24 protein-coding genes are annotated in these 26,271 nt (G+C 40.3%); 20 read left to right on the top strand and 4 right to left on the bottom strand.

Features of this window, described 5'->3' with window-relative positions; all coding sequences use genetic code 11:
- Positions 1-694 (bottom strand): peptide-methionine (S)-S-oxide reductase MsrA (gene msrA, locus ACEW8O_RS14735; RefSeq protein ID WP_373495389.1); only part of this gene is annotated, 694 nt, incomplete at its 3' end.
- Positions 695-909: 215 nt separating this feature from the next.
- Between msrA and ACEW8O_RS14730 the strand changes: the two genes are divergently transcribed.
- From ACEW8O_RS14730 to ACEW8O_RS14660, 15 genes are all read left to right on the top strand, one after another.
- Positions 910-1,488 (top strand): outer membrane beta-barrel protein, encoded by a 579-nt coding sequence (locus ACEW8O_RS14730; RefSeq protein ID WP_373495388.1) that lies wholly within the window; start codon positions 910-912, stop codon positions 1,486-1,488.
- Positions 1,489-1,737: 249 nt separating this feature from the next.
- The gene (locus tag ACEW8O_RS14725; RefSeq protein WP_373495387.1) at positions 1,738-2,667 is read left to right on the top strand and encodes an NAD(P)-dependent oxidoreductase; all 930 of its coding nucleotides are present in this window, start codon (positions 1,738-1,740) and stop codon (positions 2,665-2,667) included.
- A gap of 418 nt (positions 2,668-3,085) precedes the next feature.
- Positions 3,086-3,967: an inositol oxygenase family protein gene (locus ACEW8O_RS14720; RefSeq protein ID WP_373495386.1), complete on the top strand. Its 882-nt coding sequence runs from the start codon at positions 3,086-3,088 to the stop codon at positions 3,965-3,967.
- Positions 3,968-4,161: 194 nt separating this feature from the next.
- Positions 4,162-5,736 carry a solute:sodium symporter family transporter gene (locus ACEW8O_RS14715; protein ID WP_373495385.1) on the top strand — a complete coding sequence of 525 codons (1,575 nt, stop codon included), beginning with the start codon at positions 4,162-4,164 and terminating at the stop codon, positions 5,734-5,736.
- Positions 5,737-5,928: 192 nt separating this feature from the next.
- The gene (gene greA / locus ACEW8O_RS14710; RefSeq protein ID WP_373495390.1) at positions 5,929-6,402 is read left to right on the top strand and encodes a transcription elongation factor GreA; all 474 of its coding nucleotides are present in this window, start codon (positions 5,929-5,931) and stop codon (positions 6,400-6,402) included.
- A 51-nt stretch (positions 6,403-6,453) separates the two neighbouring features.
- Positions 6,454-6,849 (top strand): HIT family protein, encoded by a 396-nt coding sequence (locus ACEW8O_RS14705; protein WP_373495384.1) that lies wholly within the window; start codon positions 6,454-6,456, stop codon positions 6,847-6,849.
- Positions 6,850-7,460: 611 nt separating this feature from the next.
- Positions 7,461-8,105, top strand: coding sequence for a SatD family protein (locus tag ACEW8O_RS14700; protein ID WP_373495383.1), 645 nt, complete (start codon positions 7,461-7,463; stop codon positions 8,103-8,105).
- The gene (locus ACEW8O_RS14695) at positions 8,102-8,818 is read left to right on the top strand and encodes a DUF3307 domain-containing protein (RefSeq protein ID WP_373495382.1); all 717 of its coding nucleotides are present in this window, start codon (positions 8,102-8,104) and stop codon (positions 8,816-8,818) included. Before ACEW8O_RS14700 ends, ACEW8O_RS14695 begins: the two co-directional genes overlap by 4 nt.
- A 25-nt stretch (positions 8,819-8,843) precedes the next feature.
- Positions 8,844-9,650 (top strand): metallophosphoesterase, encoded by an 807-nt coding sequence (locus tag ACEW8O_RS14690; RefSeq protein ID WP_373495381.1) that lies wholly within the window; start codon positions 8,844-8,846, stop codon positions 9,648-9,650.
- Positions 9,651-9,734: 84 nt separating this feature from the next.
- Positions 9,735-11,594, top strand: coding sequence for a hypothetical protein (locus tag ACEW8O_RS14685; protein ID WP_373495380.1), 1,860 nt, complete (start codon positions 9,735-9,737; stop codon positions 11,592-11,594).
- Positions 11,595-11,652: 58 nt separating this feature from the next.
- Entirely contained in the window at positions 11,653-12,516 is an 864-nt protein-coding gene (locus tag ACEW8O_RS14680; protein WP_373495379.1) for an agmatine deiminase family protein, read from the top strand.
- A gap of 32 nt (positions 12,517-12,548) precedes the next feature.
- A complete protein-coding gene (locus ACEW8O_RS14675) occupies positions 12,549-12,746 on the top strand; it encodes a hypothetical protein (RefSeq protein WP_373495378.1) in 198 nt (65 codons plus the stop codon).
- Positions 12,747-12,917: 171 nt separating this feature from the next.
- Positions 12,918-15,977: a PVC-type heme-binding CxxCH protein gene (locus tag ACEW8O_RS14670; protein WP_373495377.1), complete on the top strand. Its 3,060-nt coding sequence runs from the start codon at positions 12,918-12,920 to the stop codon at positions 15,975-15,977.
- A gap of 6 nt (positions 15,978-15,983) precedes the next feature.
- A complete protein-coding gene (locus tag ACEW8O_RS14665) occupies positions 15,984-17,219 on the top strand; it encodes an FG-GAP-like repeat-containing protein (protein WP_373495376.1) in 1,236 nt (411 codons plus the stop codon).
- A 24-nt stretch (positions 17,220-17,243) separates the two neighbouring features.
- The gene (locus tag ACEW8O_RS14660; protein ID WP_373495375.1) at positions 17,244-17,495 is read left to right on the top strand and encodes a VF530 family DNA-binding protein; all 252 of its coding nucleotides are present in this window, start codon (positions 17,244-17,246) and stop codon (positions 17,493-17,495) included.
- 535 nt (positions 17,496-18,030) lie between these two features.
- On the opposite strand, the gene ACEW8O_RS14655 is transcribed toward ACEW8O_RS14660, so the two are convergent.
- The gene (locus ACEW8O_RS14655; protein WP_373495374.1) at positions 18,031-19,140 is read right to left on the bottom strand and encodes a DUF1080 domain-containing protein; all 1,110 of its coding nucleotides are present in this window, start codon (positions 19,138-19,140) and stop codon (positions 18,031-18,033) included.
- Positions 19,141-19,458: 318 nt separating this feature from the next.
- Here ACEW8O_RS14655 and ACEW8O_RS14650 point away from each other — a divergent pair, with 318 nt between their 5' ends.
- The 5 genes from ACEW8O_RS14650 (at position 19,459) to ACEW8O_RS14630 (ending at position 24,130) form a co-directional block, all read left to right on the top strand.
- The gene (locus tag ACEW8O_RS14650) at positions 19,459-20,844 is read left to right on the top strand and encodes an APC family permease (RefSeq protein ID WP_373495373.1); all 1,386 of its coding nucleotides are present in this window, start codon (positions 19,459-19,461) and stop codon (positions 20,842-20,844) included.
- Positions 20,845-20,921: 77 nt separating this feature from the next.
- On the top strand, positions 20,922-21,440 hold the full coding sequence (locus ACEW8O_RS14645) for a cyclopropane-fatty-acyl-phospholipid synthase family protein (RefSeq protein WP_373495372.1): 519 nt from the start codon (positions 20,922-20,924) through the stop codon (positions 21,438-21,440).
- A 76-nt stretch (positions 21,441-21,516) separates the two neighbouring features.
- Positions 21,517-22,155 carry an O-methyltransferase gene (locus tag ACEW8O_RS14640; RefSeq protein WP_373495371.1) on the top strand — a complete coding sequence of 213 codons (639 nt, stop codon included), beginning with the start codon at positions 21,517-21,519 and terminating at the stop codon, positions 22,153-22,155.
- A gap of 43 nt (positions 22,156-22,198) precedes the next feature.
- Positions 22,199-22,999, top strand: a complete 801-nt coding sequence (locus ACEW8O_RS14635) for an alpha/beta fold hydrolase (RefSeq protein ID WP_373495370.1) — start codon at positions 22,199-22,201, stop codon at positions 22,997-22,999.
- Positions 23,000-23,002: 3 nt separating this feature from the next.
- Positions 23,003-24,130, top strand: coding sequence for an ATP-binding protein (locus ACEW8O_RS14630; protein ID WP_373495369.1), 1,128 nt, complete (start codon positions 23,003-23,005; stop codon positions 24,128-24,130).
- Between the two features lie 81 nt (positions 24,131-24,211).
- On the opposite strand, the gene ACEW8O_RS14625 is transcribed toward ACEW8O_RS14630, so the two are convergent.
- Complete coding sequence (locus ACEW8O_RS14625; protein ID WP_373495368.1) at positions 24,212-25,102, bottom strand: nucleoside hydrolase; 891 nt, start codon at positions 25,100-25,102, stop codon at positions 24,212-24,214.
- Positions 25,103-25,231: 129 nt separating this feature from the next.
- Positions 25,232-25,861 carry a cupin domain-containing protein gene (locus tag ACEW8O_RS14620; RefSeq protein WP_373495367.1) on the bottom strand — a complete coding sequence of 210 codons (630 nt, stop codon included), beginning with the start codon at positions 25,859-25,861 and terminating at the stop codon, positions 25,232-25,234.
- Positions 25,862-26,271: the final 410 nt, after the last annotated feature.

Genomic DNA, 26,271 nt, shown 5'->3' with positions numbered 1-26,271 from the left:
TTTTTTTAATTTCTGCATCAGAAGGTTTTTTGTATTGGTTTTCAAGGTTTACTGGCCAATGTTTGGCAATAAATGCATCCCTTCCAGAGCCTTTTCTATAAGCGTAATACTCGGTTGGGTTCTTTTTGTAATAATCCTGATGATACGCTTCTGCTGGATAAAAATTACTGAATTTGATAACAGGAGTTACAATGGATTTTTCAAATATGCCCGATTTATTCAGTTTTTTAATCGATACTTCAACTGTTTCCTTCTGTAGTTTGTCATGATAAAACACTGCGGAAGTATATTGAAAACCCCTGTCATAAAAAGAACCTCCTTCATCTGTTGGATCAAATTGCTGCCAAAAAATATCCAAAAGCTCGCTGAAACTGATGATATCAGGGTTGAACCTGATCTGTACGGATTCACGGTGGCTGGTCTTTCCGCCCGCCACATCATTATATGAAGGGTTTTTCTCTTTTCCACCTGAATAACCGGACACTACCGAGATGATACCGGGAATTCCTTCGAAAGGTGCCTCAATGCACCAAAAACATCCTCCGGCAAATGTAGCCAACTGGCTTGGTCCGGAATATTGTTCTTCAGCATGGGATATTTTTTCATTCTTGTTTTCGACGGGGGAACAAGAAGCTACAGAGAAACTAAAAACCTGTACAAGTACCAGTAATAATAAATTTCGGGTGTTTTTCATGGTATTTTTTACTTATTTATTTCAGTATAAATTATTAAGGCATGATTTTAGTTCGCGAATCACTGTTAATTCCTGTTAAAAGGGTTCATTTCAATATAGGAAATTCAATTTGTGTCTGAAATACCTTTTTCAAACGGAATTACGTTATTTAACAACCAATTAGATTGATGTGTTTTGTTAGTTGAAAAAATTATACCCACTATAAATCCACAATTATGAAGACAGCATTTAAATCCATTATTTTATTATTGGCGTTGACGGCATTTTACCAATCCGCTCATGCGCAGACAAGAGGCGGTTTTGGAATCAAAGGTGGCCTCAATTACAATTCCAATGGTCAATATTTCAAAGATGCAGAAGCCATATGGGGTGATCCAAGGGAAAACTTGGGTTATCATCTTGGCATTTTTGGTAAAGTCAATGCAGGACCGGTTTTTCTCAGACCTGAAATGAATTACACCAATCTTACTTCCCAAGTCAATCAAGTTAAATTAACTACACAAAGACTGGATGCACCGATTTTACTAGGGGTCAACTTATTAGGATCTTTGGTCTCGGTTTTTGCCGGTCCTTCCTTTCACTATTATCTCGAAGATGAACTTAGGAACTTTGACTATGAGAAATACAATTCAGGTTACCAGTTTGGTGTGGGGTTGAACCTGGGTAATCTCGGTCTTGACCTTCGCTATGAGAGAGTCTTGGACGGGCAGAGAGTAGATATTGACAATGTATTTACCGGTGCCGGTGATTTTAGGTTCCAACAGTTGATGTTGGGTTTATCGTTGAAGTTTTGAAATCAGTCTCGGAATTAGCTTTAGGTAAAAAAATAGCTACATTGCTTATTCTTAAAACCGGATTGGATTTTTCTTAATTCCCCAAATGGATACTATTAGGAGCTGAAAAAACCCACCTTCTCAGACGGTGGGTTTTTCCATGGGTCTTGCTAAAACTTTTATAGTTAAGCTTTCTTCCCAATATCTCTTAGCTTTGCAGGAAATTACTCAATAACTATTAACGCCAAAACCTTCCAACTTTCCATCCCAATGAAAATCCTGATTATCGATGAAATGCATTTGAGTATTATACCTTTGCTGGAAAGTGAAGGTTTCCAAGTTGATTATAAACCGGAAATAGATAGGGGTGAAATTGAAGCAGTCATCAAGGATTATGTTGGACTTATTATCAGGTCAAAAACTCCATTGAATAAACCTTTATTGGAAAAAGCCACCAACCTGAAGTTTATTGGAAGGGCAGGGGCAGGCTTGGACAATATTGACCTTAAATATTTGGAGAAAAGAGATATTAAATTATTTCATGCCGCGGAAGGAAACAGAGACGCTGTTGGCGAACAGGCCATTGGGATGCTTTTGTCTTTGTTCAATTATATCGGTAGGGCAGATCAGGAGGTGAGGAAAGGGATTTGGAGAAGGGAGGAAAACAGGGGTGAAGAGTTGCAGGGAAAGACATTCGGAATCATTGGTTATGGGAATATGGGGGAAGCGATTGCCAGAAAACTTTCCGGATTTGATGTGAATATCTTGGCTTATGACAAATACAAAAGTGGTTTTGGAACTTTTCATGTCACTGAAGTTGGTTTCAGACAATTGCAGCAAGAAGCGGATATTGTCAGCATGCATGTGCCTTTGACTCCTGAGACCAGAAACTTTTTTACAATGGAAGTCCTGGAGCAATTTGAGAAGCCTTTTTATCTAATCAACACTGCACGTGGTGAAATCATAACTTTTGATACAATGAATGAGGCAATGGATAAGGGCATTATCCTGGGGGCTGTTTTGGATGTTTTGGAAAATGAGAAGTTCTCCACTTTTACTAAGACTCAAAAGAATGCTTTTGAAAAATTAGCAGCTAGAGAGAATGTCATTTTCAGTCCACATATCGCAGGATGGACCCATCAGTCCTATGAAAAAATCAATCAGGTTTTGGTGGAAAAGATAAAGGGGGCGGGGTTTTAGAATGCAAGTATTAATTCATAAAAAAAGACAGCTCTTTAAAAATATTTATCCTTGTAACCTCTAGTTTACAACAATTTGTAAACGTTCAGAAATGAAAATGACGTCAAGTTAACCGTCATTCCGAGGTACGAGGAATCTCAAGAGGTACCTTTAGACGGTTGAATACTGGAAAAGCATTTAACTTAAAATCATCCTCTTCCTGAGATGCTTCTCCACGATAGCCCCGATAGCTATCGGGGGGATCAGCATGACGGCCTGCTCCGTTTTATGTCATTGGTACGACAGGAGAGGTCTAACTCCCTGTCCTTCTCACCTCGATCCCGACAACAGTACGGGAGAGAGGTCTAGAAACTTTACCCATTAAAAATCAACTGTTTGCCGATATCTTTTTATATTTCAGTTTCAAAATAATAAACCTATGAATTCCAAACTTTCAGATCAGGAAAAGTCTCCGCTAAAAAATATCGAGGAATGGGAAGAAGACCTTTTGGTGAGGTATCCTGAACCCAAAACAAAACAGACAAAAGCAAAGGATGAATATAGAAATTACCATGATTCGGAAAGAGTTGATACTGTTCGGGAATTTTACAGACTGAACCATACCTATCAGACCTATGATTTTGTGGTGGAAAAAGAAAGTGAGTTTTTGAAGTTTGAGAAAAAAGAAATGCCTTTTTGGGATGCGGTGGATTATCTCAATACCCTTGTGGATGATTCAGATCCTGATACCAATTTGGATCAATTGCAGCACCTGCTACAAACATCAGAATCCATCAGGCAGGACGGACAACCTGATTGGTTTGTATTGACAGGTTTTATCCATGATTTGGGTAAGGTACTCTGTTTATTTGGAGAACCTCAATGGGCTGTGGTAGGGGATACCTTTCCGGTAGGCTGCAAACATGCTGAAACCATAGTTTACCCAGAATATTTTGATGCCAATCCTGATTCCAAAGACGAACGCTTTAATACCAAATATGGGATTTACAAGCCGAATTGTGGCTTGAATAATGTGAAAATGTCTTGGGGACATGATGAGTACCTTTATCAGATGGTGAAAGCCTATATGCCCGAACCTGCACTCTACATGATCCGCTACCATTCCTTCTATGCCCAACATAGGGAAAACTCATATGACCACTTGCTTAATGACCATGACCGGGAGATGTTCAAATGGGTGGACAAATTCAATCACTACGATCTTTATTCCAAAGTCCCGGTTCCACCTGATGCCAAAGCCCTAAGACCCTATTATGAGGATTTGGTGGCGAAGTATCTGCCGGGAGTTTTGAGGTTTTAGGCTAAGAGTTTCTTGGTACAATGAACTAAGTACCATGTACAAAGTAGGAAGTCCTAAGTAGGAGATATGGAAGTCTTCCCACTTCGGACTTCCAACTTAACTCATTCTAACTACCCCAAAATATCCATTTAATTTTCATCAATTTCTATCAATATCTTCCAATATCCACAATAGCTCATTCCCAAAAACCTTAAATGCTCACCACCCTTTCCTTCCTTGGATTTACATTTTTTGTTGCGATCTATTCTTGGTATAGGTTAAGAAAGGATGATCTCAGCTCAAAGGAAGGATATTATTTGGGAGGCAGGACGCTGACGGGTGGAGTGATAGCAGGATCCATGATTCTGACCAATATTTCCACAGAGCATCTGATAGGAATGAACGGGTCTGCCTATAAAAACGGGATGATCATCATCGCCTGGGAAGTCACCTCTGCCATTGCATTGGTGATAGCAGCTCTTTATTTTATTCCGATTTACCTCAGAATGGGATTGACCACAATTCCACAATATCTGGAAAGCAGGTATGATGCCACGACCAAGACCATTGTGGCACTTCTCCTGATGCTTTCATTTGTAGTGACATTGCTTCCCATTGTCCTTTACACCGGGGCAATCAACTTGGAGAGTATTTTCAATGTCTCAGAGGTTTTGCAGGTCAGCAAATCGGAAGGTATTTGGTTGACAGTAATTACTATAGGTGTGATAGGGTCCATATATGCCATTTTTGGAGGTTTGAAGGCAGTTGCCATTTCGGATACTGTCAATGCGGTAGGGCTGATGATTGGAGGCTTGCTGGTTCCGGTATTTGCACTTTGGGATATAGGCAATGGCAACATTCTCCAAGGCATGGGTATGGTTTATGAAACCGTTCCTGAAAAATTCAATGTTATCGGAGCGGAGGATTCAGTAATGCCATTTAGTACATTATTCACCGGTCTGATGATCAATCAGCTTTATTTTTGGGGAATGAACCAAACCATCATCCAAAGGGCATTGGGAGCAAAGAACATGGCGGAGGCCCAAAAGGGGTTATTATTTACAGGGATTTTCAAAATCCTGATTCCTTTGATTATTGTATTGCCGGGAATCATTGCCTTTTATTATTACGGTGAGCAATATTATGGAGATCAGGATTATATCTATCCTGTATTGTTGAAAAAAGTGTTGCCCTTAAGTTTGGTCGGTTTTTTTGCTGCCGTGGTATTGGGGGCGATATTGAGCACTTTTAATTCTGTTTTGAATTCAGCAGCAACTATTTTCAGTCTGGATATTTACAAAAAAATCATCTCTCCAAAGACTTCTGACAGAAACTTGGTAAGGGTGGGAAGATGGAGTTCTCTGGTCCTGGCCATATTGGCAATTTTGGTAGCTCCGATGGTGGCCAATGCCCCTGATGGATTGTATCAATTGATGCAGCAATTGAACGGTATTTTCTTTATCCCCATTGCATCAGTTTTGATCGCAGGTTTCTTTATACCACAGATTTCTGCCACAGGAGCAAAAGTAGGATTGGCCACAGGCTTGTCTTTTTATTTAATGACCACTTTTGTCATGGAAGTCAACCTACACTTTATCCATATTTGGGGGATAGAGTTTTTGCTTAATCTGATGGTGATGTATTTGGTCAGTCTCGGATTTAAGCGGGGCCCTTTTTCCAGACATATTTCTAAAAGCCCTATTGATTTAAAAGAGTGGAAATATGCCAAACCCCTTTCTACATTACTCTGCTTGGTGACTGTTTTAATTTATTTTTGGTTGGGGAGATAATTTTTTAAAGTGAAATTTTCTTTTTACTTAGGTTTTTATTGACCCTTGAATTTTTCTTTTTCCGCCTAAAATTGCTTTCTCCTAGAGTAATCATTATCTTTGACCCATACAAATAGCGAAAGCATGGAAGAAACGGTTTCAGCAATGAAACCGTTTCTTCTATTTTTCATAGCCATAGTAAATTTTAATGTCATGGGAAACATACAGTATTACACCGAAGAGGGTCTGAAAAAACTGAAGGATGAACTTCAGGAATTGAAAACCAAAGGAAGGCACGATATTGCCAAGCAAATTGCAGAAGCAAGAGACAAAGGCGACCTAAGTGAAAACGCAGAATATGATGCTGCCAAAGATGCCCAAGGGCTTCTGGAATTGAAAATAGCCAAATTGGAAGCAGTAGTCGGCAATGCCCGTGTGATGGACAATTCCAAAATGGATACTTCGAAGGTGGGTATTCTAAGTACTGTTAAAATCAAAAATGTCAAAAACGGCATGACCGTTACCTATACCTTGGTTTCTGAGGAAGAAGCTGACCTGAAGGCAGGTAAGATTTCATTGGCCTCGCCTTTTGGAAAAGGGCTCAATGGAAAATCGAAAGGCGATATCGCCCAAATCCAGGCCCCGGCAGGAACATTGGAATTTGAAATTCTGGATATTTCTTATTAAAACTTCATACTCCCGATGGTTTCTCCTTCGGGATTTTTTATTTTTACTCCCATGGCATCAATCTTTACTAAAATCATCAACAGAGAAATCCCTGCAGAAATCATTGCCGAGGATGAACATTACATCGCATTTCTGGATATCATGCCCTTGGTCAAAGGACATGTGCTTGTAGTTCCCAAAAAAGAAGTGGATTATATTTTTGATCTCGATGACCAAACTTTGGCCGGTCTCCATGTTTTTTCCAAAAAGGTAGCCAAAGCCATAGACAAATCCATCAAGTGCACGAGAGTAGGCGTAGCAGTGATTGGTTTGGAAGTACCCCATGTACATGTACATCTTGTCCCGCTAAAAACCATGGATGACATCAACTTCACCCGTCCTAAGCTTAAACTCAGCAAAGAAGAATTGGCGGAGATTGGGGAGAGGATTAGGTTCAGTTTTCAGTAGGCAGTATTCAGTAAGCAGTTTTCAGTAGGCAGTGTTCAGTAGGCAGTTTACAGTTTACAGTAGGCAGTGCGTAGTCTCAGTTTGCAGTCGCAGCTTACAGTCTTAGTGGGCAGTTTTCAGTAGGCAGTCGGCGTAAGTAGTCGCAGTGTGCAGTCGCAGTTTGCAGTTTGTATTCCCATCAGACACAGTAGGCAGTGAACTGTTGAAAACTGTAATCCAGTAGGCAGTCTCAGTTTTACAGTCTCAGTTTACAGTCTAACTCGGCAATCGCAGTTGGCAATTGAACTGAACACCAAATACTGCCAACTATCTACTAAACTCAGGCAAATGAAGCAGATCCATGCTGAACACTAAATACTGAACACCCAACAAACTGCCAATTGATTATTGAATACCGAAAAACACCGAACACTGTAATCTGAACACTGATAACTGCCCACTGACCACTGATAACTGCCCACTGACCACTGAACACTGCCCACTGTCCACTGAACACTGAAAACTGCCCACCGAATACTGAAAAATATCGTCTAATAAGGCGATATTTTATTTTATCGTATAATTAAGCGATATTTGGATTTATCGTTTATTCAGACGATATTCAAATCGCTATGATCGCAGTCATTACAGGGGATATTATTGATTCAAGAAGTCTGGAGAGTCAGCAGGAGTGGCTGATTCCCATTCAGTCTTTGTTTTCAAGATGGGGAAGGGTCAATGAAAGCTGGGAAATATTCCGAGGGGATAGTTTTCAGTTGGAGGTGTTAGATCCATTGGATGCTTTACAAAAAGCTTTAATGATCAAAGCAACCATCAAATCCATCACAGGTGATCAATTACAAAAAAGGACAGGACCGGTAGATGTGCGAATGTCCATAGGGGTTGGTGAAAAACATAACGACAATACCCCAATAGGAATGCGGACGGGTTCTGCATACTATCATTCCGGAGAAGCATTTGAACTCCTGCGCAAACAGGAACAAAACCTTCTCATTAAAACAGATTGGGAAGATTTTGACAGGGAAATGAACCTGATGTTCAAACTGGCATTGATCGTAATGGATAACTGGACGGTGAATGCAGCAGAGATAGTAGAGATTGCATTGGGAAATCCACATTTAAGACAAGTTGAAATTGCCTCAATGCTTGAACTCGAACAGCAATCCGTCAGCGGAAGATTTAAAAGGGCCTATTTTGAAGAATTGATGGAGTTGGACAATGTTTATAAACTAAAACTCAAAAAACTTCATCCATGATCATATTTATTAAACTCCTCTTGGCACATCTTATAGGTGATTTTATCCTGCAATCAAGATCATGGATTGAAGACAAAACGAAAAATAAAGGAAAATCCTCCAAGCTTTACTTACATGTTTTGATACATGGGGCTTTGGTGATGTTGTTATTTTTTGACCTTAGCTATTGGCCATTGGCTTTAGGGATCACGGTTCCCCATTTTCTTATAGATTGGGCCAAGCTCTCTTTTCAGAAACCGACAAATAAAACTTTCTGGTTTGTTTTTGACCAATTTCTTCATTTCTCGGTGATTGTAGCCCTGACATTGATCTGGATATATCCTGACATGTCATGGTTGGACTACCTGCAATCAATTAGATTCTGGTCGTATTTGACTGCTTTGGTATTTTTGGTTTTTGCTGTTTCAATCATCATGAATGTGCTCCTGTATAAGTGGTCAATTCAAATCATGGATGGGGAAGATCAGTCACTTCCAAATGCCGGAAAATATATTGGGATTCTCGAAAGACTATTGGTTTTTATATTCATAATCACCGATCATTGGGAAGCAGTGGGTTTTTTGATCACGGCAAAGTCTGTTTTCCGCTTTGGTGATCTGAAAGAATCCAAAGACCGAAAACTGACCGAATATATCCTGATAGGGACACTTCTCAGCTTTGGTTTTGCCATCCTGACTTCTTTGGGATATCAATACCTGACAAGATTCTTTTGAGAATTATTGCAAAAACATTATTGATATGAACCGAAGACCTTTCTTAAAAAAGCTAACTGTATTAAGTAGCGCCATTTCCACTATGCCATTCATCACATTTGGGAAAATGCATTTTCCCGTTAATCCAACATTGAGATTCATCATTGCCTCTGATGGACATTTTGGTCAGCCCGATACTGACTTTGATAAAACTCACAAAAAGTTGATCGAGGCCATTCATTTGGAGGAAAACGTGGATTTTGTGGTTTTCAATGGGGATCTGATACACGACGAACCCAAATGGATGCCTGAGGTCAAAAAAGTATATGACACACTCAAGGTCCCATATTTTCCTGTGAAAGGAAACCATGACCGCATTTCAGAACCCGAGTGGGAAAAAATATGGGGAATTCCTGCAGACCATTTCTTTGTCAGCAAAGGTAAGTTTGGGTTTATTCTTGCCAACAGTTCCAATCAGGCAGGAGACTACCTTTGTGTCAATGCTGAATTTTTGAAAAAGAAATTAGAGGATTTCAAGCACCTTTCCCATGTATTCATCTGTATCCATATTTCCCAAAATGATTGGACAAAGCATGGAATTGCATGTGAGGAGATACTGGAAATGATCGGAAGCTATCCCAATGTCCGTGCTGTATTCCATGGACATGACCATGATGTGGACGGCATCATGCTCAACCGTAAAAAACCATATCTATGGTCTGGACATTTTGGTGGAAGTTGGGGTTCTCCCCATCCGGGTTACCGGGTTTGTGAAGTGGGAGAGGATGGGAAAACCGTCACCTATCTGAAGTCTATGAAAGATGGGATGATTTTGAGCGGACATACGATTTGATTTTCAACAGAATTTTGTCATTTACTGACCATTGGTTGTTATATTTAGAATTCCTAGTAACAAACCACCTTTGTTCTGACAGATATGACTAAACTTTTTCGGCGAAAGCTGAGCAGAATATTCTCAAGAGAAAAATTTGCTTTGGCACCGGTTTCGGTACAATTGATCGCTATATTCATTGCGAGTGCATTGGTGATTATTTTGTTGGCCCCTTTGATTGGTGACCTTTCTACTAGTTACCGCCTTTTTGCCGACCCTGCCAGCTATGCCAATGCCATCGGACCTGTTCAGTTGGTGGTAGGGCTTGTGCAGGTTTTGATAGGATTGGTTTTGTTCTCTTTTATCATTTCGGTTTTATCAGCCGCCTTGACCACTTTGATTGATAACATTAAAAGCGGGTCACTTCCTTATGTCAAAAAAAATCACATTTTGATTGTCAATTATAATGTCAAGTTGCCTTTGATTTTAGATCAATTGAATATCAGGGCGAAAGATCAAGGAACATTTGAAGATGTTGTGCTCCTTTTTTCCGAGTCCAAATTGGTCAGTTACTTCAGGACTACTTACAACAAAGAAAGGTGGCCAAATTTGGAAGTTTTTGTTCGTCAGGGAGATGTATTGAACTTCAAAACTTTTAAAAGACTTTCCGTTTTTAATGCCCTTGGGATTGTGTTGTTATTGCCGGACCATATTGAAGATGATTTTGACTCTGACAATTTCAATTTGAAGATATTGACCACACTTTCCAATCATCGTCCTTTTTTCCAACACTTATCCGAAAGACAGGCATCAAAGAGTCCATTGAAATGTTCCATAGAGCTGTCAAGTAATCCGGACAGTACAAGGATTGCCAAGGAACTGACTTCTACTGGATTGGGCTCATTCTTTACAGTAATCACTCCGGGAGATGTTATTGGGAGTATTCTTTCCAGGGCCAAGGTTGATGTGGTTTATTACAAGGTGTTTTTTGAAATCTTATCATTTGATGGATCTACCATACAATTTGTAAATCCCAAAAACTTCTCTTCTTCGGGTAAACTTGAGGGGATGTTATTCGAAGAGCTTTTGCTGAATTTCAAGGGAGGAACCTTGCTCGGATTTTCCGGAGTTACAGCGGAAGGCCGTTTTCAGATCAATTTGAGTCCATTTGATCAGCCTTTACAAAATTCAGACTGGCTGTTGTTTTTGACTACCAACGTCAAGAATATCAAATATTCCCCGGTAACACATGATCCTTTGTTGTTGAACAAAGACGGCATTGTGATTCCAAATGAGGTGGCCAGCAAAAACATCTGTGTGATCGGGGACGCATGGCCATTGGGCAATATTGATGATTTTATAGATCCCTCAAGCTTGGCGGCGCTGAGAGAGGCATTTTTTGTTTTTGATGATCCAATGGATTATTTCAAACCCGGTTTTCTGAAAAAGTTACGTGATGGTAATTTTGATAATATTATCATCAATTTGGATGACGAGCATGGTTTTAGGTTAACGATGTTGTTGATTTCGACCAATCAAAATAACCATGAATTTTTGTCCAAAATTGTCAGTATCCTTAATGACCCTGTTACGGAACAATTGCTGGGAAGGAAAGTACTTCGCAGCAATACAGTTTTGTCACACAAACTATCAGCACGGTATATCGCCCAGATTTCATTTCAGAAAAACCTTGATCTGTTATTCTCTGAACTGGCATTTGCTGAGGGAGTGGAATTTCAGTTATTGGAAGTTGGAAAACATATTCCCAATGAACTGCTGACCACTTCTCTTGAATTGAGAAGATTGCTGGCGGCTTATAAAATGGTGTATGTTGGTACAGTAGATAGTGATAAAAATATTGATCTGGAGGCCAATTCATTTGAAGGGGTCAATCAGATTTTGGTGATCATCCACCAAAACATTTTGAACCCGCTCAAAAATACAGGACCCATCGCCCTCTCTTAGTTTTAAAATACCTACCTTTAAGGAGATATTTTTTCCATTAGAATTCCCAATTCCCAATATGATAAAAGGTGCCGATACCGATACTGTCTTTCTTTCACAGTTGCTGCTCAGTGATTTCAGATATTCAGAAACTTGTAGGGAGTTGATGGCAATTTTGACCAAACACCGGATTCCATTTCATTTTCTCTCAGGGGCCAAAGATATCTGGTGCCGAGATTATATGCCCATACAGGTCTCAAAGGATAGATTTGTTCAGTTCAGGTATGAACCTTCCTACCTGAAGCCTTACCCCGAATATTACACCGACCCGGATTTTGTCTGTACAGAAAATGGGATTGTAGCCGAAAAATCAAACATCATTCTTGATGGTGGCAATTTGGTCAGTTGGTCCGATAAGGTGATTATGACTGATAGGTTTTTTGATGAAAACCCGGATTATTCCAACAAAGCCAAATTGGTTTCGGAACTTGAAAATCAGTTGGAGACCGAAGTAATCATCATTCCACAGGTCAAAATGGATTATACAGGTCATGCCGATGGGATGGTGCGTTTTGTGGACGAAAGTACCTTAATCGGAAACGATCGTGATCTGGAATATCAGTATTGGACCAAAGAAATGAATGTGCTGCTCGAAGAAAACGGTCTGGACTATATTGATATTCCTTTTTTTGAATATCATCTGAAGAAGTACCCCTTAAACGCCATCGGATGCTATGTCAATTATCTTGAAGTGAAAAACCTGATTGTGGTCCCGATATTTGAAGTTGAAGGAAACAAGGATAGAGAGATCAAAAATATTTTTAAGAAAACTTTTCCCGATCGGATTATTGAAACCATCAATTTCAATGAAATCGGCTATTATGGAGGGTTGTTGAACTGTGTCACCTGGACTGTACAATCTGACCCTAGGGTGCGTTCCTAATCCTAATTTGTATCGAAATTATTCAATTTAAAATGGGTAAGACATTTTTTAGGATTCCCAATTTCATTTATAAAAATGAAAAATTTATCGGTCATGCCCGCCCGGATGACCAGTCGGACGGGCCTACGGCATTAGCCATTTCGATTGATTACGATTATTCCTTGTTGAAACAGGGGGCTATAATTTCTGTCATGCCTACGGCATTTTTTGGATATCGAATTTTATCTTAATGGACACATTGCAAAAACTTTCAAGGAACAATAAAATATTACCTAATGGCAACATGAAAATCCACCCATCACCATATTTACCCCAATAGCCATGGAGTTTATTGTTTCTTCTCAAAATTAAAATTAAGTTTAGTAAGCCTAGCATCTGAATTTTACCATTTGGTCATTCCTATGAATTTTACAAACAAACCCAATTTAATCTTTCTGATTTTTGCATGTCTTTTATATAGTTGTCAAAAAAATGAAATAAAAGAGGAGGAAGAAAATGAAATCGACATTTATGCAGAGCATGTAAGGACTTCTGAATTTCAGACTCCCGAGGAGGAGAGACTCAGTTTTGTTCTTCCACCGGGATTTGAAGTGACTCTTTTTGCCTCAGAACCGGATATTACCAAGCCTATCAATATGGCTTTTGATGAAAAGGGCAGACTTTGGGTGACGCAGTCTTCAGAATATCCCATTGCTGCCGGTGATGGAGGAGGGAAAGACCGGATTACCATTTTGGAGGATACCAATGGAGATGGTAAGGCGGATAAAATTCAGGATTTTGCCAATGACTTGAATATCCCCATCGGAATTGTACCCATCAAAGGAGGCGCAATCGGTTATTCCATTCCTTATATTTATAAGTTTTTGGATACCAACGGAGATAATATTGCTGACCAAAGGGAGATCCTTTTAGGTGAATTTGAGCACAAGGATACCCATGGAATGGTCAATAATTTATTTCGGGGTTTCGACGGCTGGATACATGCTTCCCATGGATTTTCCAATATCTCTACCATTGCAGGAAAAGACGGTGATTCTATCCGGATGGTATCCGGAAATACTTTTAGGTTTAAGATGGATGGCAGCAGGGTGGAGAAAACCACAGACGGGCGTATCAATCCTTTTGGGTCGGATTACGATGAAATGGGATACCACTATTCTGCCGACTGCCATACGCTCCCGATTTTCCAGTTGATTTGGGGTGGGAACTATACCCAATGGGGCAAGAAAGAGCCTAATATGGGTTTTGCACCTACCATGATGGATTATGCATTGAAGTCAACGGCCCTTTCCGGATTGGCATATTATACCGATGATCAGTTTCCTGAGGAATTTAGAAACAGTTTTTACTCAGGTGATGTGGTTACCTGTAGGATCAGCAGGAATACCATGGAGTTCAACGGAAGTACGCCAACAGCCATCAAGCAGGAGGATTTTTTGGTCAGCAAAGACCCTTGGTTCAGACCTGTGGATATCAAAATCGGCCCCGATGGTGCCATGTATATTGCGGATTTCTATAACCGGATCATCGGACATTATGAAGTTCCTTTGAACCATCCCGGAAGAGACAGGGTAAGTGGGAGGATCTGGAAAATCACATATAAGGGTAATCAAAGACCCATCACTGATTGGTCCAAAGCCAATCAGGAGGAATTGATCGAAGGAATGGGCAATCCCATCCTTCAGATCAGAATGACGGCAACTGATGAATTGGTGGATAGAGTGGGGAAATCCGCTATCCCACAGCTTTTGGAATTGGTTAAAGATAACAATACAGATCCTGTCCAATATATACAGGGGATTTGGGCACTTTTCCGCTTGGATGCTTTACAAGAGGATATTTTAGAATCGGCCATCAGACATCAGGACAGGAGGGTTAAAGTACACGCCTATAAATTAATGGCAAACTATCTTCAATTATCAGATATGCAATTATCCTGGGCAATCCGGGATTTATCGGATTCAGACCCCCATGTCCAAAGGGCTGCTGCAGAAATGTTGAGCAGACATCCCAACCCGAAAAGCTATAAAGCTCTGGTAGCACTTCATACCCAAGTTCCTGCTTATGACAGCCATTTGGCATATACTGTCCTGATGGTACTTTCCAATCATTTGCAAAAAAAGGAAATCATGCAAATGGCCATGAAAGAAGACTGGACCGATGAGGAGGCAAGATTGATTGCACTTGTGTCTTCAGATTTGACTTTTCCAGAAGCAGGAGATTTTCTTTTGGCGCATGTGGAATCCTATGATGAACCAAAGGAAAAGAGTATAGCCTATACTGAGTCAATTGCGCGGAGTGTTGATACGCCCAGGTTGGAAAGATTATTACAATGGGTTAAAAAAACTGTTGAATCAAAGCCTGATGAAGCTTATAAATGGGCAATTGCTGCAGATCAGGGTTTGAACCAAAAGGGGATGAAAGCCCCTTCTTCCTTTGCCAACTGGTATAGGGACTTAGCCACTGAAATCCTTGAAAATGTACCAAATGCAGGCACTTGGACTGATGCTGATAAACAAAGAGTCATATATGCCAATGGAACAGCTTCCAGGTATAAAATGTCTGCTCTTTCACCATCAATCATGAAATTGATTTCAAATAAAGATGTGGATGAGGAAGTAAGGTCATCCGGAGCAAAGGCATTAATGCAGATAAATCCTGCGAAATCCGCTGTGATAATAGCTGAAAGAATATACGACGGTGATGAAGAAACCGGCATGAGGAGGAAGTTTGCGGAGGCTATAGGTACATGGGATGATAACAGGGCAAGGAATTTACTCGGTGAAGCCATGAAAAATTCTCCCACCGAATTACAGGAGACTATCGCTTCCGTTTTCGTCAAAAGCCCTCAGGGAAAAAGCCAATTGATGACCTTGATCCGAAATGGCTATGCCCCTGCCAGGTTGTTAAAAACAAGGTCGGTAGAAGAACCATTATTGGCCAATATTTCCCAAGCACAGCTGAAGGATTATGAAGAACTTACGGCTAATTTGATCCCGATTTCAAAGGAAAGGGTGGAGTTGATTGCCAGCAGGTTAGCAGATTTTGATCCTAATAATAGTCAAATTGATGGTGGCCTTATTTATGAAAACAATTGCAGTATGTGTCATCAGATCGATAAAAAAGGTGGCCTGATCGGACCTCAATTGGATGGTGTAGGCAATTGGGGCAAAACTGCTTTGGCGACCAAAATCCTGGATCCGAACCGAAATATTACAGAAAACTTCAGGACCTATAATATTAGCCTTAAAAATGGCCAAATAGTGTCAGGACTCTTTAGGAGGGAAGAAGGACAAACAGTAGTATTGGCCAATCAAGTAGGAGAGGAGTTTACCGTTTCCCGTCAGGAAATCAAGGAAATGGTCCCATCCAAATACACCTTGATGCCGGATAACTTCCATACCACCTTATCAATGGAAGAGTTTGACGGATTACTTGTTTATTTATTGAACATTAAATAAGAAGAAATGAAAACCCAAAATACCAATCAAAAGAATTCGACACATTGTATAAGCAGGAATATGCTGTTCCTTCCTGTGCTGATTTTGTTTTTGTCCTGTAATTCCCAACAATCCCTACAACAGTCCCCACAAGCGGTAAAAGGTGAACAGATAACTTTCAAAAAACATGTCCTGACCAATGATTTTGTGGCTGAGGGAGTTGCGGTAGGAGATGTCAATCAGGATGGACTTATTGATGTAATGGCAGGAGCTTATTGGTTTGAAGCCCCGGATTGGACCATGCACGAACTGACCAAGCCCATGAAATTTGAATATGACAAAGGCTATAGCAATGCATTTGTCAGTCAAGGGATGGATGTCAACCATGACGGTTGGGTTGATTTTGTCAGGATAGGTTTTCCCGGCAAAGAAGTGATGTGGTTTGAAAATCCGAAAAATGAGGGAGACATTTGGAAATCCCACGCCATCTTTCCCACACTCGGGAATGAATCAGCAGGATTTTATGACCTGGATGGAGACGGCAGGCTTGAAATCATCGGGGGAAACTCTTCAACAGGAGAAATAATCTGGATCAAAGCCCCGGAATCTGCACAAGACCTGGAATGGAAAGTATATACCATCAGCAGCAAAGATAGTCCCGGTGGGGCTCCTTTTTCCCATGGATTGGGTATCAGTGATATGAACGGCAACGGAAGAAATGACATCATTGTCACCAAGGGATGGTGGGAGGCCCCGGAGGATCCCACAAGACAGGATTGGAAGTTTCATCCCGCCAATCTCGGGGAGGCTTCAGCCCAAATGTATGCTTATGATTTCAATGGGGATGGCCTGAAAGATGTCCTTTCATCATCTGCGCATAACTTAGGGGTTTGGTGGCATCAACAGATCAAAGACCAAAATGGAGACATTTCCTGGAAAACACATCATATCGACAGTACTTATACCCAAACACATGGGGTAGCTTTTGTAGATGTCAATTCCAATGGACATCCGGATTTTATCACAGGTAAGAGATACTTTGCACACATGGGTTCAGATCCCGGTGGAATGGATCCGCCTTATCTGTATTGGTATGAATTTGTCCCTGGACAAAATCCACAATGGTTTCCACATAGGATAGATGCAGATTCAGGGGTGGGTGTACATGTCGAGGCTGAAGATATTACAGGTGACGGATTGGTGGATATCATTATTGCCAACAAAAAAGGTGTCTTTGTTTTTGAGCAGGAAAGAAATCAATAATGATATAATCCTTATTTTTGAAATATGGAAGACAGTAAAAATCAGGACCCTAACGCACAACCAAACAATCCCCTTCATGGGGTAAGGTTGATCGATATGATTGAATATTTGGTCAATAAGTATGGATGGGAAAGACTGGGAGACAGAATCACCATCCGTTGTTTTACCCATGATCCTTCCATCAACTCCAGCCTGAAATTTCTGCGCAAAACCGAATGGGCAAGGAAGAAGGTTGAAGATCTGTATTTCAGGACTGTGGAGAGGGAGAAGGGGTGAAGGTAGAGAAGGTAGATCTTAGATTTTAGAATTTAGATTTTAGATTTGGGGAAAGGTGGAAGGAAGAGGGTAAAAGGATGAAGGATGAGGGATGAAGGGGGATTAATAGAAACAAGAGCCATAGCCTGTCCCGAGTATCGGGGAGCCAAGAAACAAGAGAAGGGAAGCGAGATGCGAGAACCGAGACGTGACAATGTGTAATCCGCCACGGTGGACAAGTTGAACCAAGTACAAAGGAGGGGGGACAGGTTGAAGGGATGTATGTCGGATGTCGGGTGATTTTTTTGGTTGCCTGATGTCAAGTTGAGAACATCAGTGATGTGACACTCACATTGGCAATGGCTTTGGAATCGAGTCGTTTTTATTTGCAAAATGAAAAAATGCGGTAGGCATGACCGATATTGTAGCCCGGCAATTTATTGCCGGGTTCAATTGATGCCATATCACCAAAAGTACCGTAGGTACGAACGATATATAAATCCGAGGAAGTATTAAAACTAAAAATACATTTCATTCGTAGTCCTCAAACCTCAATTTACCTCCCAGGCGTAATCACAATCTTTCTGAAATCTACGGGGCCATGGTCGCCTTGAAGTACGAGTGGTCCGGGTAATCCTTCTTTGCTGTCCAAAGCACCTCCGGTAATTCCGGGTATGATCTGGTCATTGATTATTTTTTTGCCATTTGCCACTACTGTCAGTCTTCTTCCGATCAATGTAATTTCATAAGTCTGCCATTCTCCCGCAGGTTTGGCGGCCATTTCATTGGGTGTCAAGAAGCCATAGATTCCACCAAAAAGAAGATTGGAAGGCTCCTGGCCTATATCATCCTGAATCTGCAATTCATATCTTCCACGAAGGTATATTCCACTATTGCTTCCTTTAGGATATCTGAATTCGACCAAAAGTTTGAAATCATCAAATTGTTCATTGGTAATCAGGTTGGCACCTGATTTGGGACTGCTCAAAATCCCGTCTTTTACCGACCATTGGTTTTCCGGCTTGTCTGCATGCCAGCCATCGAGGTTTTTGCCATTGAAGAGATTGATGGGTTTACCCCATGTTGGATTTTTGTCCCTTACCAATGAAGGGGCCTTTTCTCCTATATAAGTAAATTTATCACCGTTGGGATATTGAATGGTACCGGTCAGATTATCTCCTGACAAAACCCCATCAAATTTCAGGTCTTTATCAGAACTCTCCCATTGTGGAGGAATACTGAAGGTGATTTTCCCATTTTCAAAGTTGATATTGGAAATTGGTCGGGCACTGCCATGGTCACCGACAAAATATCCTACCAAAGTGGATAAACCGGATTGTTTTACCTCAAGCCATGAAGCAGTTTCTTTTCCGTCCATATCTAAAGTCAGGTTCCATCTTCCCATAAACTCCTTGGGATCACTTAGCATATTATAACCCATTCGGTAAGATGTGTAACCTGTTACAGTCTGATCTTTGATGCTGGAAGGAATGATGACAGTTTTACCGTTATGTTCCATTGTTCTAGATTCCTGATTTTCCAGGTTGACCTTAGGGCCAGTCACTGTTTCAGATTCAACCTGTGCGATTAGCGTACCTGTGGACAATATCAATACCAAAGCAATCTTGCTTAAAAACGACCCAAAATGAGAAACCATGTTGTTCATAATCTTTTGTATTTTATTTGGGATTTAAATTAGCGATTTATCTTCTGAATGGAAACTTTCGGATTGATATAAGTTTCAAATTGAGGTTTTTTAAGTAGAATTAACTTATTGATAAATAAATCTCCTGATTCTGCCACTTATATAATTAAGTATAAAAAATGTATATGGATTTTTTTGTTAAACATTTATATTCAGTAAGTTAATATTCAATTGGTTGTCCAGATCTTTAAATTATTTTTTCAAAACAAAAATTATCATTTTTCACCAAAAAAAAGACTCATGACAGCTTTTGAAGGTTTTTCTTACTATTGAAAATTCATGTCAGGACCGGAATCAAATACAAAAACTATTAGGGATGAAAAGAAAAACCAATCCCTATCCAATCAGCCTGCAAAGATGTTGCGGACCATAGATGTAGTGGCTTTAATTGTTGGGATTGTTATCGGTGCCGGGATTTTCCGTACTCCTTCATTGGTGGCCGGCAATGTTGAAACAGGTTGGATGATGCTTTCGGTCTGGTTGGTCGGTGGATTTGTTTCATTGGCAGGTGCCCTATGCTATGCAGAACTTTCAACAGCTTTTCCCAATACAGGAGGCGATTATTATTTTTTGATGAGGGCATTTGGCAAGAGGATCGCTTTTCTTTTTGCCTGGGCAAGGATGAGTGTGATACAGACCGGTTCCATTGCTTTATTGGCATTTATTTTTGGGGACTATGCCTCAGAAATCTATAAAATTGGCCCCCGTTCTTCAGTTGTGTATGCGGGTTTTGCAGTTGTGGTCCTCACTCTTGTCAACCTCAGGGGTATCAATATGGGTACAGGAGCACAAAAGATACTTACCCTTTTGGAGATTTTGGGACTGCTTGTTTTGATTTTTGTAGGCCTGTTTATTTTGTCACCTGCCCCCGAAACTGCACAGGTAACTGAATCCGGTTCAGGGAATTCACTGGGTCTTGCCATGGTTTTTGTGCTATTGACCTTTGGAGGCTGGAATGAAGCTGCTTATATATCCGCCGAAATGAAGTCAAAGAAGATTGCAATGGCATTGATTTTCGGGATATTGCTCATTACCTCAATTTATTTGTTGGTTAATCTTGCTTTCCTAAGAAGTTTGGGACTTACAGGGATGGCCGGTTCAAGTGCCATTGCCAGCGACCTGATGGGGAATGCCTTTGGAAAGCCCGGAGTTGTTTTGATATCCATTTTGGTAGGTGTGGCTGCACTTACATCTGCCAATGCCACTATTTTTACAGGAGCAAGGTCAAACTATGCGTTGGGCAGGGATTTCCCGGTGTTTGGATTTATGGGAAAATGGAAAAGCAAATCTGAGGGACCTGTCAATGCTTTTATCATTCAAGGTGCCATTGCCATGTTTCTGGTAAGTTTTGGGCTGTTCTCAAGAAGTGGTTTTGAAACCATGATAGATTATACGGCCCCTGTTTTCTGGTTCTTTCTGTTGATGGTGGGATTGTCTTTGTTTGTTTTGAGAAAGAGAGAACCAAATGCAGCAAGACCTTTTCTGGTTCCTTTCTATCCCATATTGCCTTTGGTGTTCTGCCTTTCAAGTACCTACCTGCTTTATTCCAGTATTGCATATACAGGTTGGGGGGCTTTTGTAGGAATTTCGGTATTGCTGGCAGGGGCTTTGTTGCTGCTTTTCAAACCTTCAATTATCCAATCAGGTGCTGATAATTCAGGCTAAACCATAATGGCTTTAGACCCAGACTAAACATAAATACAGTGTTATTAATAATTTCAACAACCATAAATAATTAATATATGAAAACAATTCAGAATTTACTCCTTTCCCTACTGATAGGTATAGGGGTTTCAGGTTTGGCTTTTGCCCAAGATGTAGTTTATGTTCCGACCCAGCAGACTGTGGTCGATGCCATGCTAAAGTTAGCAGATGTGAAAAAATCCGATATTGTCTATGACCTTGGATGCGGAGATGGGCGGATGGTAATCACCGCCGCCAAAACTTATGGCACCACCGGTAAAGGCATTGATATAGATCCACAAAGGATCAAGGAAGCGAATGAAAATGCACAGAATGCAGGAGTGACAGACAAAGTTGAATTCGAACTCGGGAATCTCTTTGAAGCGGATGTAAGTGAAGCCTCCGTGGTTACTTTGTACCTTTTGGAATCCCTGAATCTAAAATTAAGACCAAAATTGCTGGAACAGTTAAAACCGGGTTCCAGGGTGGTTTCCAATACATTTAATATGGGTGATTGGGTTCCTGATAAAGTAGAGTCGGTGAATGGCTATACGATATACCTTTGGACAATTCAGTAATAGGTCTGCTATAAAGACCTGTTAAATTTTAGTTTCCAGAATAATCAGGTTAAATTAATTTTAAAACCCAATAGCCATGAAAACGAACTTGAAAATCAGCATCCTGTTTTTATTTTTACTATCATTTGCCATGGTATCAATCTGCCATGGACAAAATCAACAAGACCTTGATGAAAAGGCTGAAAAGTTTCTGAATGACAACAAACAGCAATGGAGAGACCTCAATGTCCCTTTTGGAGACGGAAAGATCCTTCACGACCTCATCGTTGAAAACAACTATCAATCTGCACTGGAAATCGGGACCTCTACAGGGCATTCCACGATTTGGATTGCCTGGGCCCTCAGTAAAACCGGGGGAAAACTGATAACCGTTGAATTGGATAAAAATAGACAGAAGCAGGCCACAGAAAATATCAATAAGGTAGGTCTGTCGGATTATGTGGAATTCAGGCTTGGCGATGCCCATCAGATCGTCAAAGACCTGAAGGGACCTTTTGATTTTGTGTTTTCAGATGCGGACAAGGATTGGTATGTTCAGTATTTCAAAGATATCCATCCCAAATTGAAACAGGGTGGCAGATTTACAGCACATAATGTGCTTCAAAACTTAGGAGGAATCAGAGCCTATTTGGAATTTGTCAACAATCATCCTGAATATGTCACGACTGTGGACAAAAGCAGCAACTCGGGAATAGCGATCAGTTTAAAAAAATAATCCTTATTATTGGCTAAAATTTAAAACAAGTAGCGTAGAAAATATGAATAATGAATTAATAAAAAGAAATAATATTAACATATCCGGAAAAGGTGTTCAACCTATGGTTTTCGCTCATGGTTATGGTTGTGATCAAAACATGTGGCGGTATATTACTCCGGCTTTTGATAGGGATTATCAAATAATTTTGTTTGATCATGTAGGCTCGGGAAAGTCGGATCAAAGTGCTTATGATTATGAAAAATACAGTTCTCTCAAAGGTTATGCTGATGACCTTATAGCAATCTGTGAAGGACTGAATCTCCAAAGGGTTATTTATGTAGGGCACTCTGTAAGCAGCATGATCGGAGTACTCGCTGCGGGTAAAAGACCAGATCTTTTTGAGAACTTGGTTATGATAGGCCCTTCTCCTTTCTACATCAATGATAATGGATATTTTGGGGGCTTTACAAGGCAGGATATTGATGAACTGATAGAAACCCTGGAGAGTAATTATCTGGGTTGGTCAAGCTTTATAACACCTGTTATAATCGGAAATTCGGAAAAGCCGGAATATTCTGAAGAACTTAGGAACAGTTTTTGCAACATGAATCCTGAAATCGCAAAACATTTTGCAAGGGTCACCTTTCTGGGAGATAACAGGGAGGATCTACCCAAGGTTTCTACACCCGCTTTGATCATCCAATGTCACCCGGATGTAATTGCACCTGTTCAGGTTGGAGAATATGTTCATAAACAAATGCCTGAAAGCAGGTATGAACTTTTGGACACCTCAGGCCATTGTCCTCACCTTACTGCTCCTGAACAAGTTATTCATAGTATTAAAATGTATTTAAATAACTGATCCTTGAACACCCAACCATTCTTAGAAGACGCAGAAGATCTTTACCAAAATGCCCCTTTTGGATATATGTCCATGCGGGAGGACGGACTTATTGTCAATATCAATGGCACATTGCTGGATTGGTTGGGTTATGATCGGGATGAAATCGTATATCAAAAATCCTTTCAGGAATTATTGGGGATGGGAGGTAAGATATATTTTGAAACACATATAATGCCTTTGCTTAAAATGCAGGGAGAGGTTTCCGAGATAAACATCGAGCTTAAAACAAAAGAATCAACCAAGCTTCCTGCTTTGATCAATGCCATGCGGATACTTGGCCGTTCGGGGTACCAGCCTGTCTATAGGTTTTCCGTCCTTGATATCACCCAGCGCAAACTATATGAATTGGAATTGAAAAAAGCCAGAGAAAAGGCAGAGCAAACTGTTCAACGGCTTAAACAGGTCAACCAGGAGCTGGAACAATTTGCCTATACTGCCTCTCATGATTTGCAGGCTCCTTTGAATACCATATCAGGATTAATGAGTTTGTTGGAGCAAAATGGTCATTTTCCCGCCGGCAGTGAGGGGGCAAAGTATTTTTTCCTCATTAAAAGTAATGCCCAAAGGATGAAAATGATGATCAAAGACCTCCTTGAATATTCCAAAATAGATGGGAAGGAGACGGAATTTGAAGAGGTTTCTTTGAATGAAGTTTGTGGAATTGCGCTGGAGATGATCGAAAATCAGGTGAAAGAAAACAACGCCACCTTTATTATACCTGAACTGCCTTCAATTGATGGTGATAAAATTCAACTTGTACGGCTTTTTCAGAATCTCTTTGGCAACGCCATCAAATACCGCTCTGAAGCTGAACCTGTGATAAATGTGGAGTTTGAAGATAAGGGTGACCAAATCACTGTTTTTGTCAAGGATAATGGCATGGGTTTCGAACAGAAGCATGCCGGTCAGGTATTTGGATTTATGAAAAGGCTACATACCCATGATAGGATACAAGGAACAGGAATAGGGCTTTCTGCATGCAAGCGGATTCTTGAAATCCACGGAGGTACGATCGGCGTAAAATCAGAGCAGGGAAAAGGGAGTGATTTTTATTTCACACTGCCGAAAAATTATGAAAAGGCGAATTGATTTTTTGGCTATAGCGAAAACGTAAAAACCTGGTCAGATTGGGAGTGGACCATAATCAAGCCTATTCTATATTCTTATCAGCTATTTTAAAAACACTTTCCAAAAATCTTCCATCATGGCTTCGGAGTTGATATCAGTATAGAGGTAAATTTTCCGTGGTGTATTTTCCGGGGGTGTTTTTCGTGAAACCTGTTTTGTCCATTGGGGGTTAATTACTGCATGTACTATTGCAAAATCCCACATTATCCAGTCATTAGAATTTTTATTCACCTCGTTCCATCGTTCCCCCAGCATATTACTTATCCCATCATTTGGTTTTAGTCGGGTATCAATATCTTTTTGTGTCACCAATAATTTAGTGCATAAATTGGCCGGCATTATGTGTAATTCGAGGTTTTCTGTGTCAAGTAAAATATCAAAAGCATTTAAATCATTGCGAACATTAAATTCATTTTTATTTATCGCTTTTCGTTTTTGATCGAAAGAGGTACCAATAAAATACACGGCTATTTTATTTATGATTTTTGGTTCTGTTTTAATTGCTGTTGCTACATTGGTTGCTGTTCCTGTAATTATTATTACCAGCTTTTGCCCTTGAGGCATTTCTAAAGCCTTTTTAACAATGAAATCTGATGCTTCGTTTGGGAGAACAGGTCCAACAGACCACTGTTTACCAACCATTTCACTTGCCCCTTTCAAACTGGGGATATATTCCATTCCTAAAGTTTGCAAAATACGGTTGTTTAGTACCCAGCTCTCGTGCATAGTTTGGCGACCGCATACCCCAAAATAGTTCCATTGTGCGGATGTCACTGCCAACACGTCAATCTTGCCCGATTTTAATGCCAGCACAATAGCGGGCAAATCATCAATTTCATTACCTGTATCTGCATCGATTATCACTTTGATATTTTGGCTATGAAGATTATTTAGCAAGAAGAAAAAGACAGAAAATAAGTAAATTCTTTTCATACATAAAGGTATTTTAAATAAGTGGCCGTTGTGAATAAAAGGTTATTTTATTTGCGGCTGGTTTACTGTCCGATTGAAGCAGTATCAGTCCAAGTTTATTACATTTTTTGTAAAAGCCATTCCTCTTTATCATGGTTTTGATATGCTGTCGTAGAGCTTGTATCCCAAAACTCTTGCATAAGGTCTTAATATCATTTTGATTGTCTTTTGGGCATTTACAGGTGCGTCAACCACATAGGTGTCAAACAAGTCGCCAAACATTGACGCCTTGAATAATAAATGAACCATTTTCAGTTTTGAACTGCTGTCCAAAAGTGGATAAAACTGTGCAAGAGAATAAACAAAACTTACAGGGATATAATCACTGTCTTGGTCGCAGGTGATTACAACTTCTGAGTTAGTGTTGTTTGAAAAAGTATGATACTGCTCTTTGGGAAAACTTAACCTACTCCCTGCACTCATTTCTGTAACTTCATTATTCAACTTTACTGTCAATGTCCCTTTAGTAATGGTCGCACTTTCATCAAAGCTAATGTGCAAATGTTCCGGTGGTCCTGCTGACCCTGGAGCAAGCGTCACCTCACTATAAACTTTGTCGCCAACCTGTTTGATTATGGTCTGTGTAACGCCTTCCATCTTACTGCTAAAGGTTTGTCCTGATTTAAAGTAACCGTCAAGACAAGGAGGTTTTAAAGGAACCAACATATTATAAAGAACAGGAAGCAAGATGATTGTTAAAATGATTAAAACTGTTGTCATTGTCTGTTGTTTATGTTGTCTGTCGTTATTTGTAGTCTTGTTTGAACTGAGTGTTAATCTTGCAGCTAACGGGATTCAGCTTGGAGACGGCGGGCATTCGGAGCTGTACTCTTCAAGCTTACTCCTAACTTCTTAAAGATACTGGTTTTCATATTTACACTGAACCGCCCGCTGGATCCAAGGTGCTGTGTGTGCCTTGAATGGTGAATATAGGTCAAAAAGTTGGCCGTTCCAACGGGTGAAAGTCCCTTAAGCGCGGGGGTAATCCCGATAAAAGCTGGTCCCGAAGCCTCAAGCAATTTATAGGCACAATTTATATTACATTTATTTAAATCGGAAGTCCAGTTTAAAGTTATATAGCCAGGGGATTCTGGGGTCTATATTTTCTCTCTGAAGTATCTTGGGCAGAT

It is taken from the genome of Aquiflexum sp. (assembly GCF_041749095.1).
In the GTDB taxonomy this organism is placed as follows: Bacteria; Bacteroidota; Bacteroidia; order Cytophagales; family Cyclobacteriaceae; genus Aquiflexum.
This window is presented reverse-complemented; position numbering and strand designations above follow the sequence as displayed.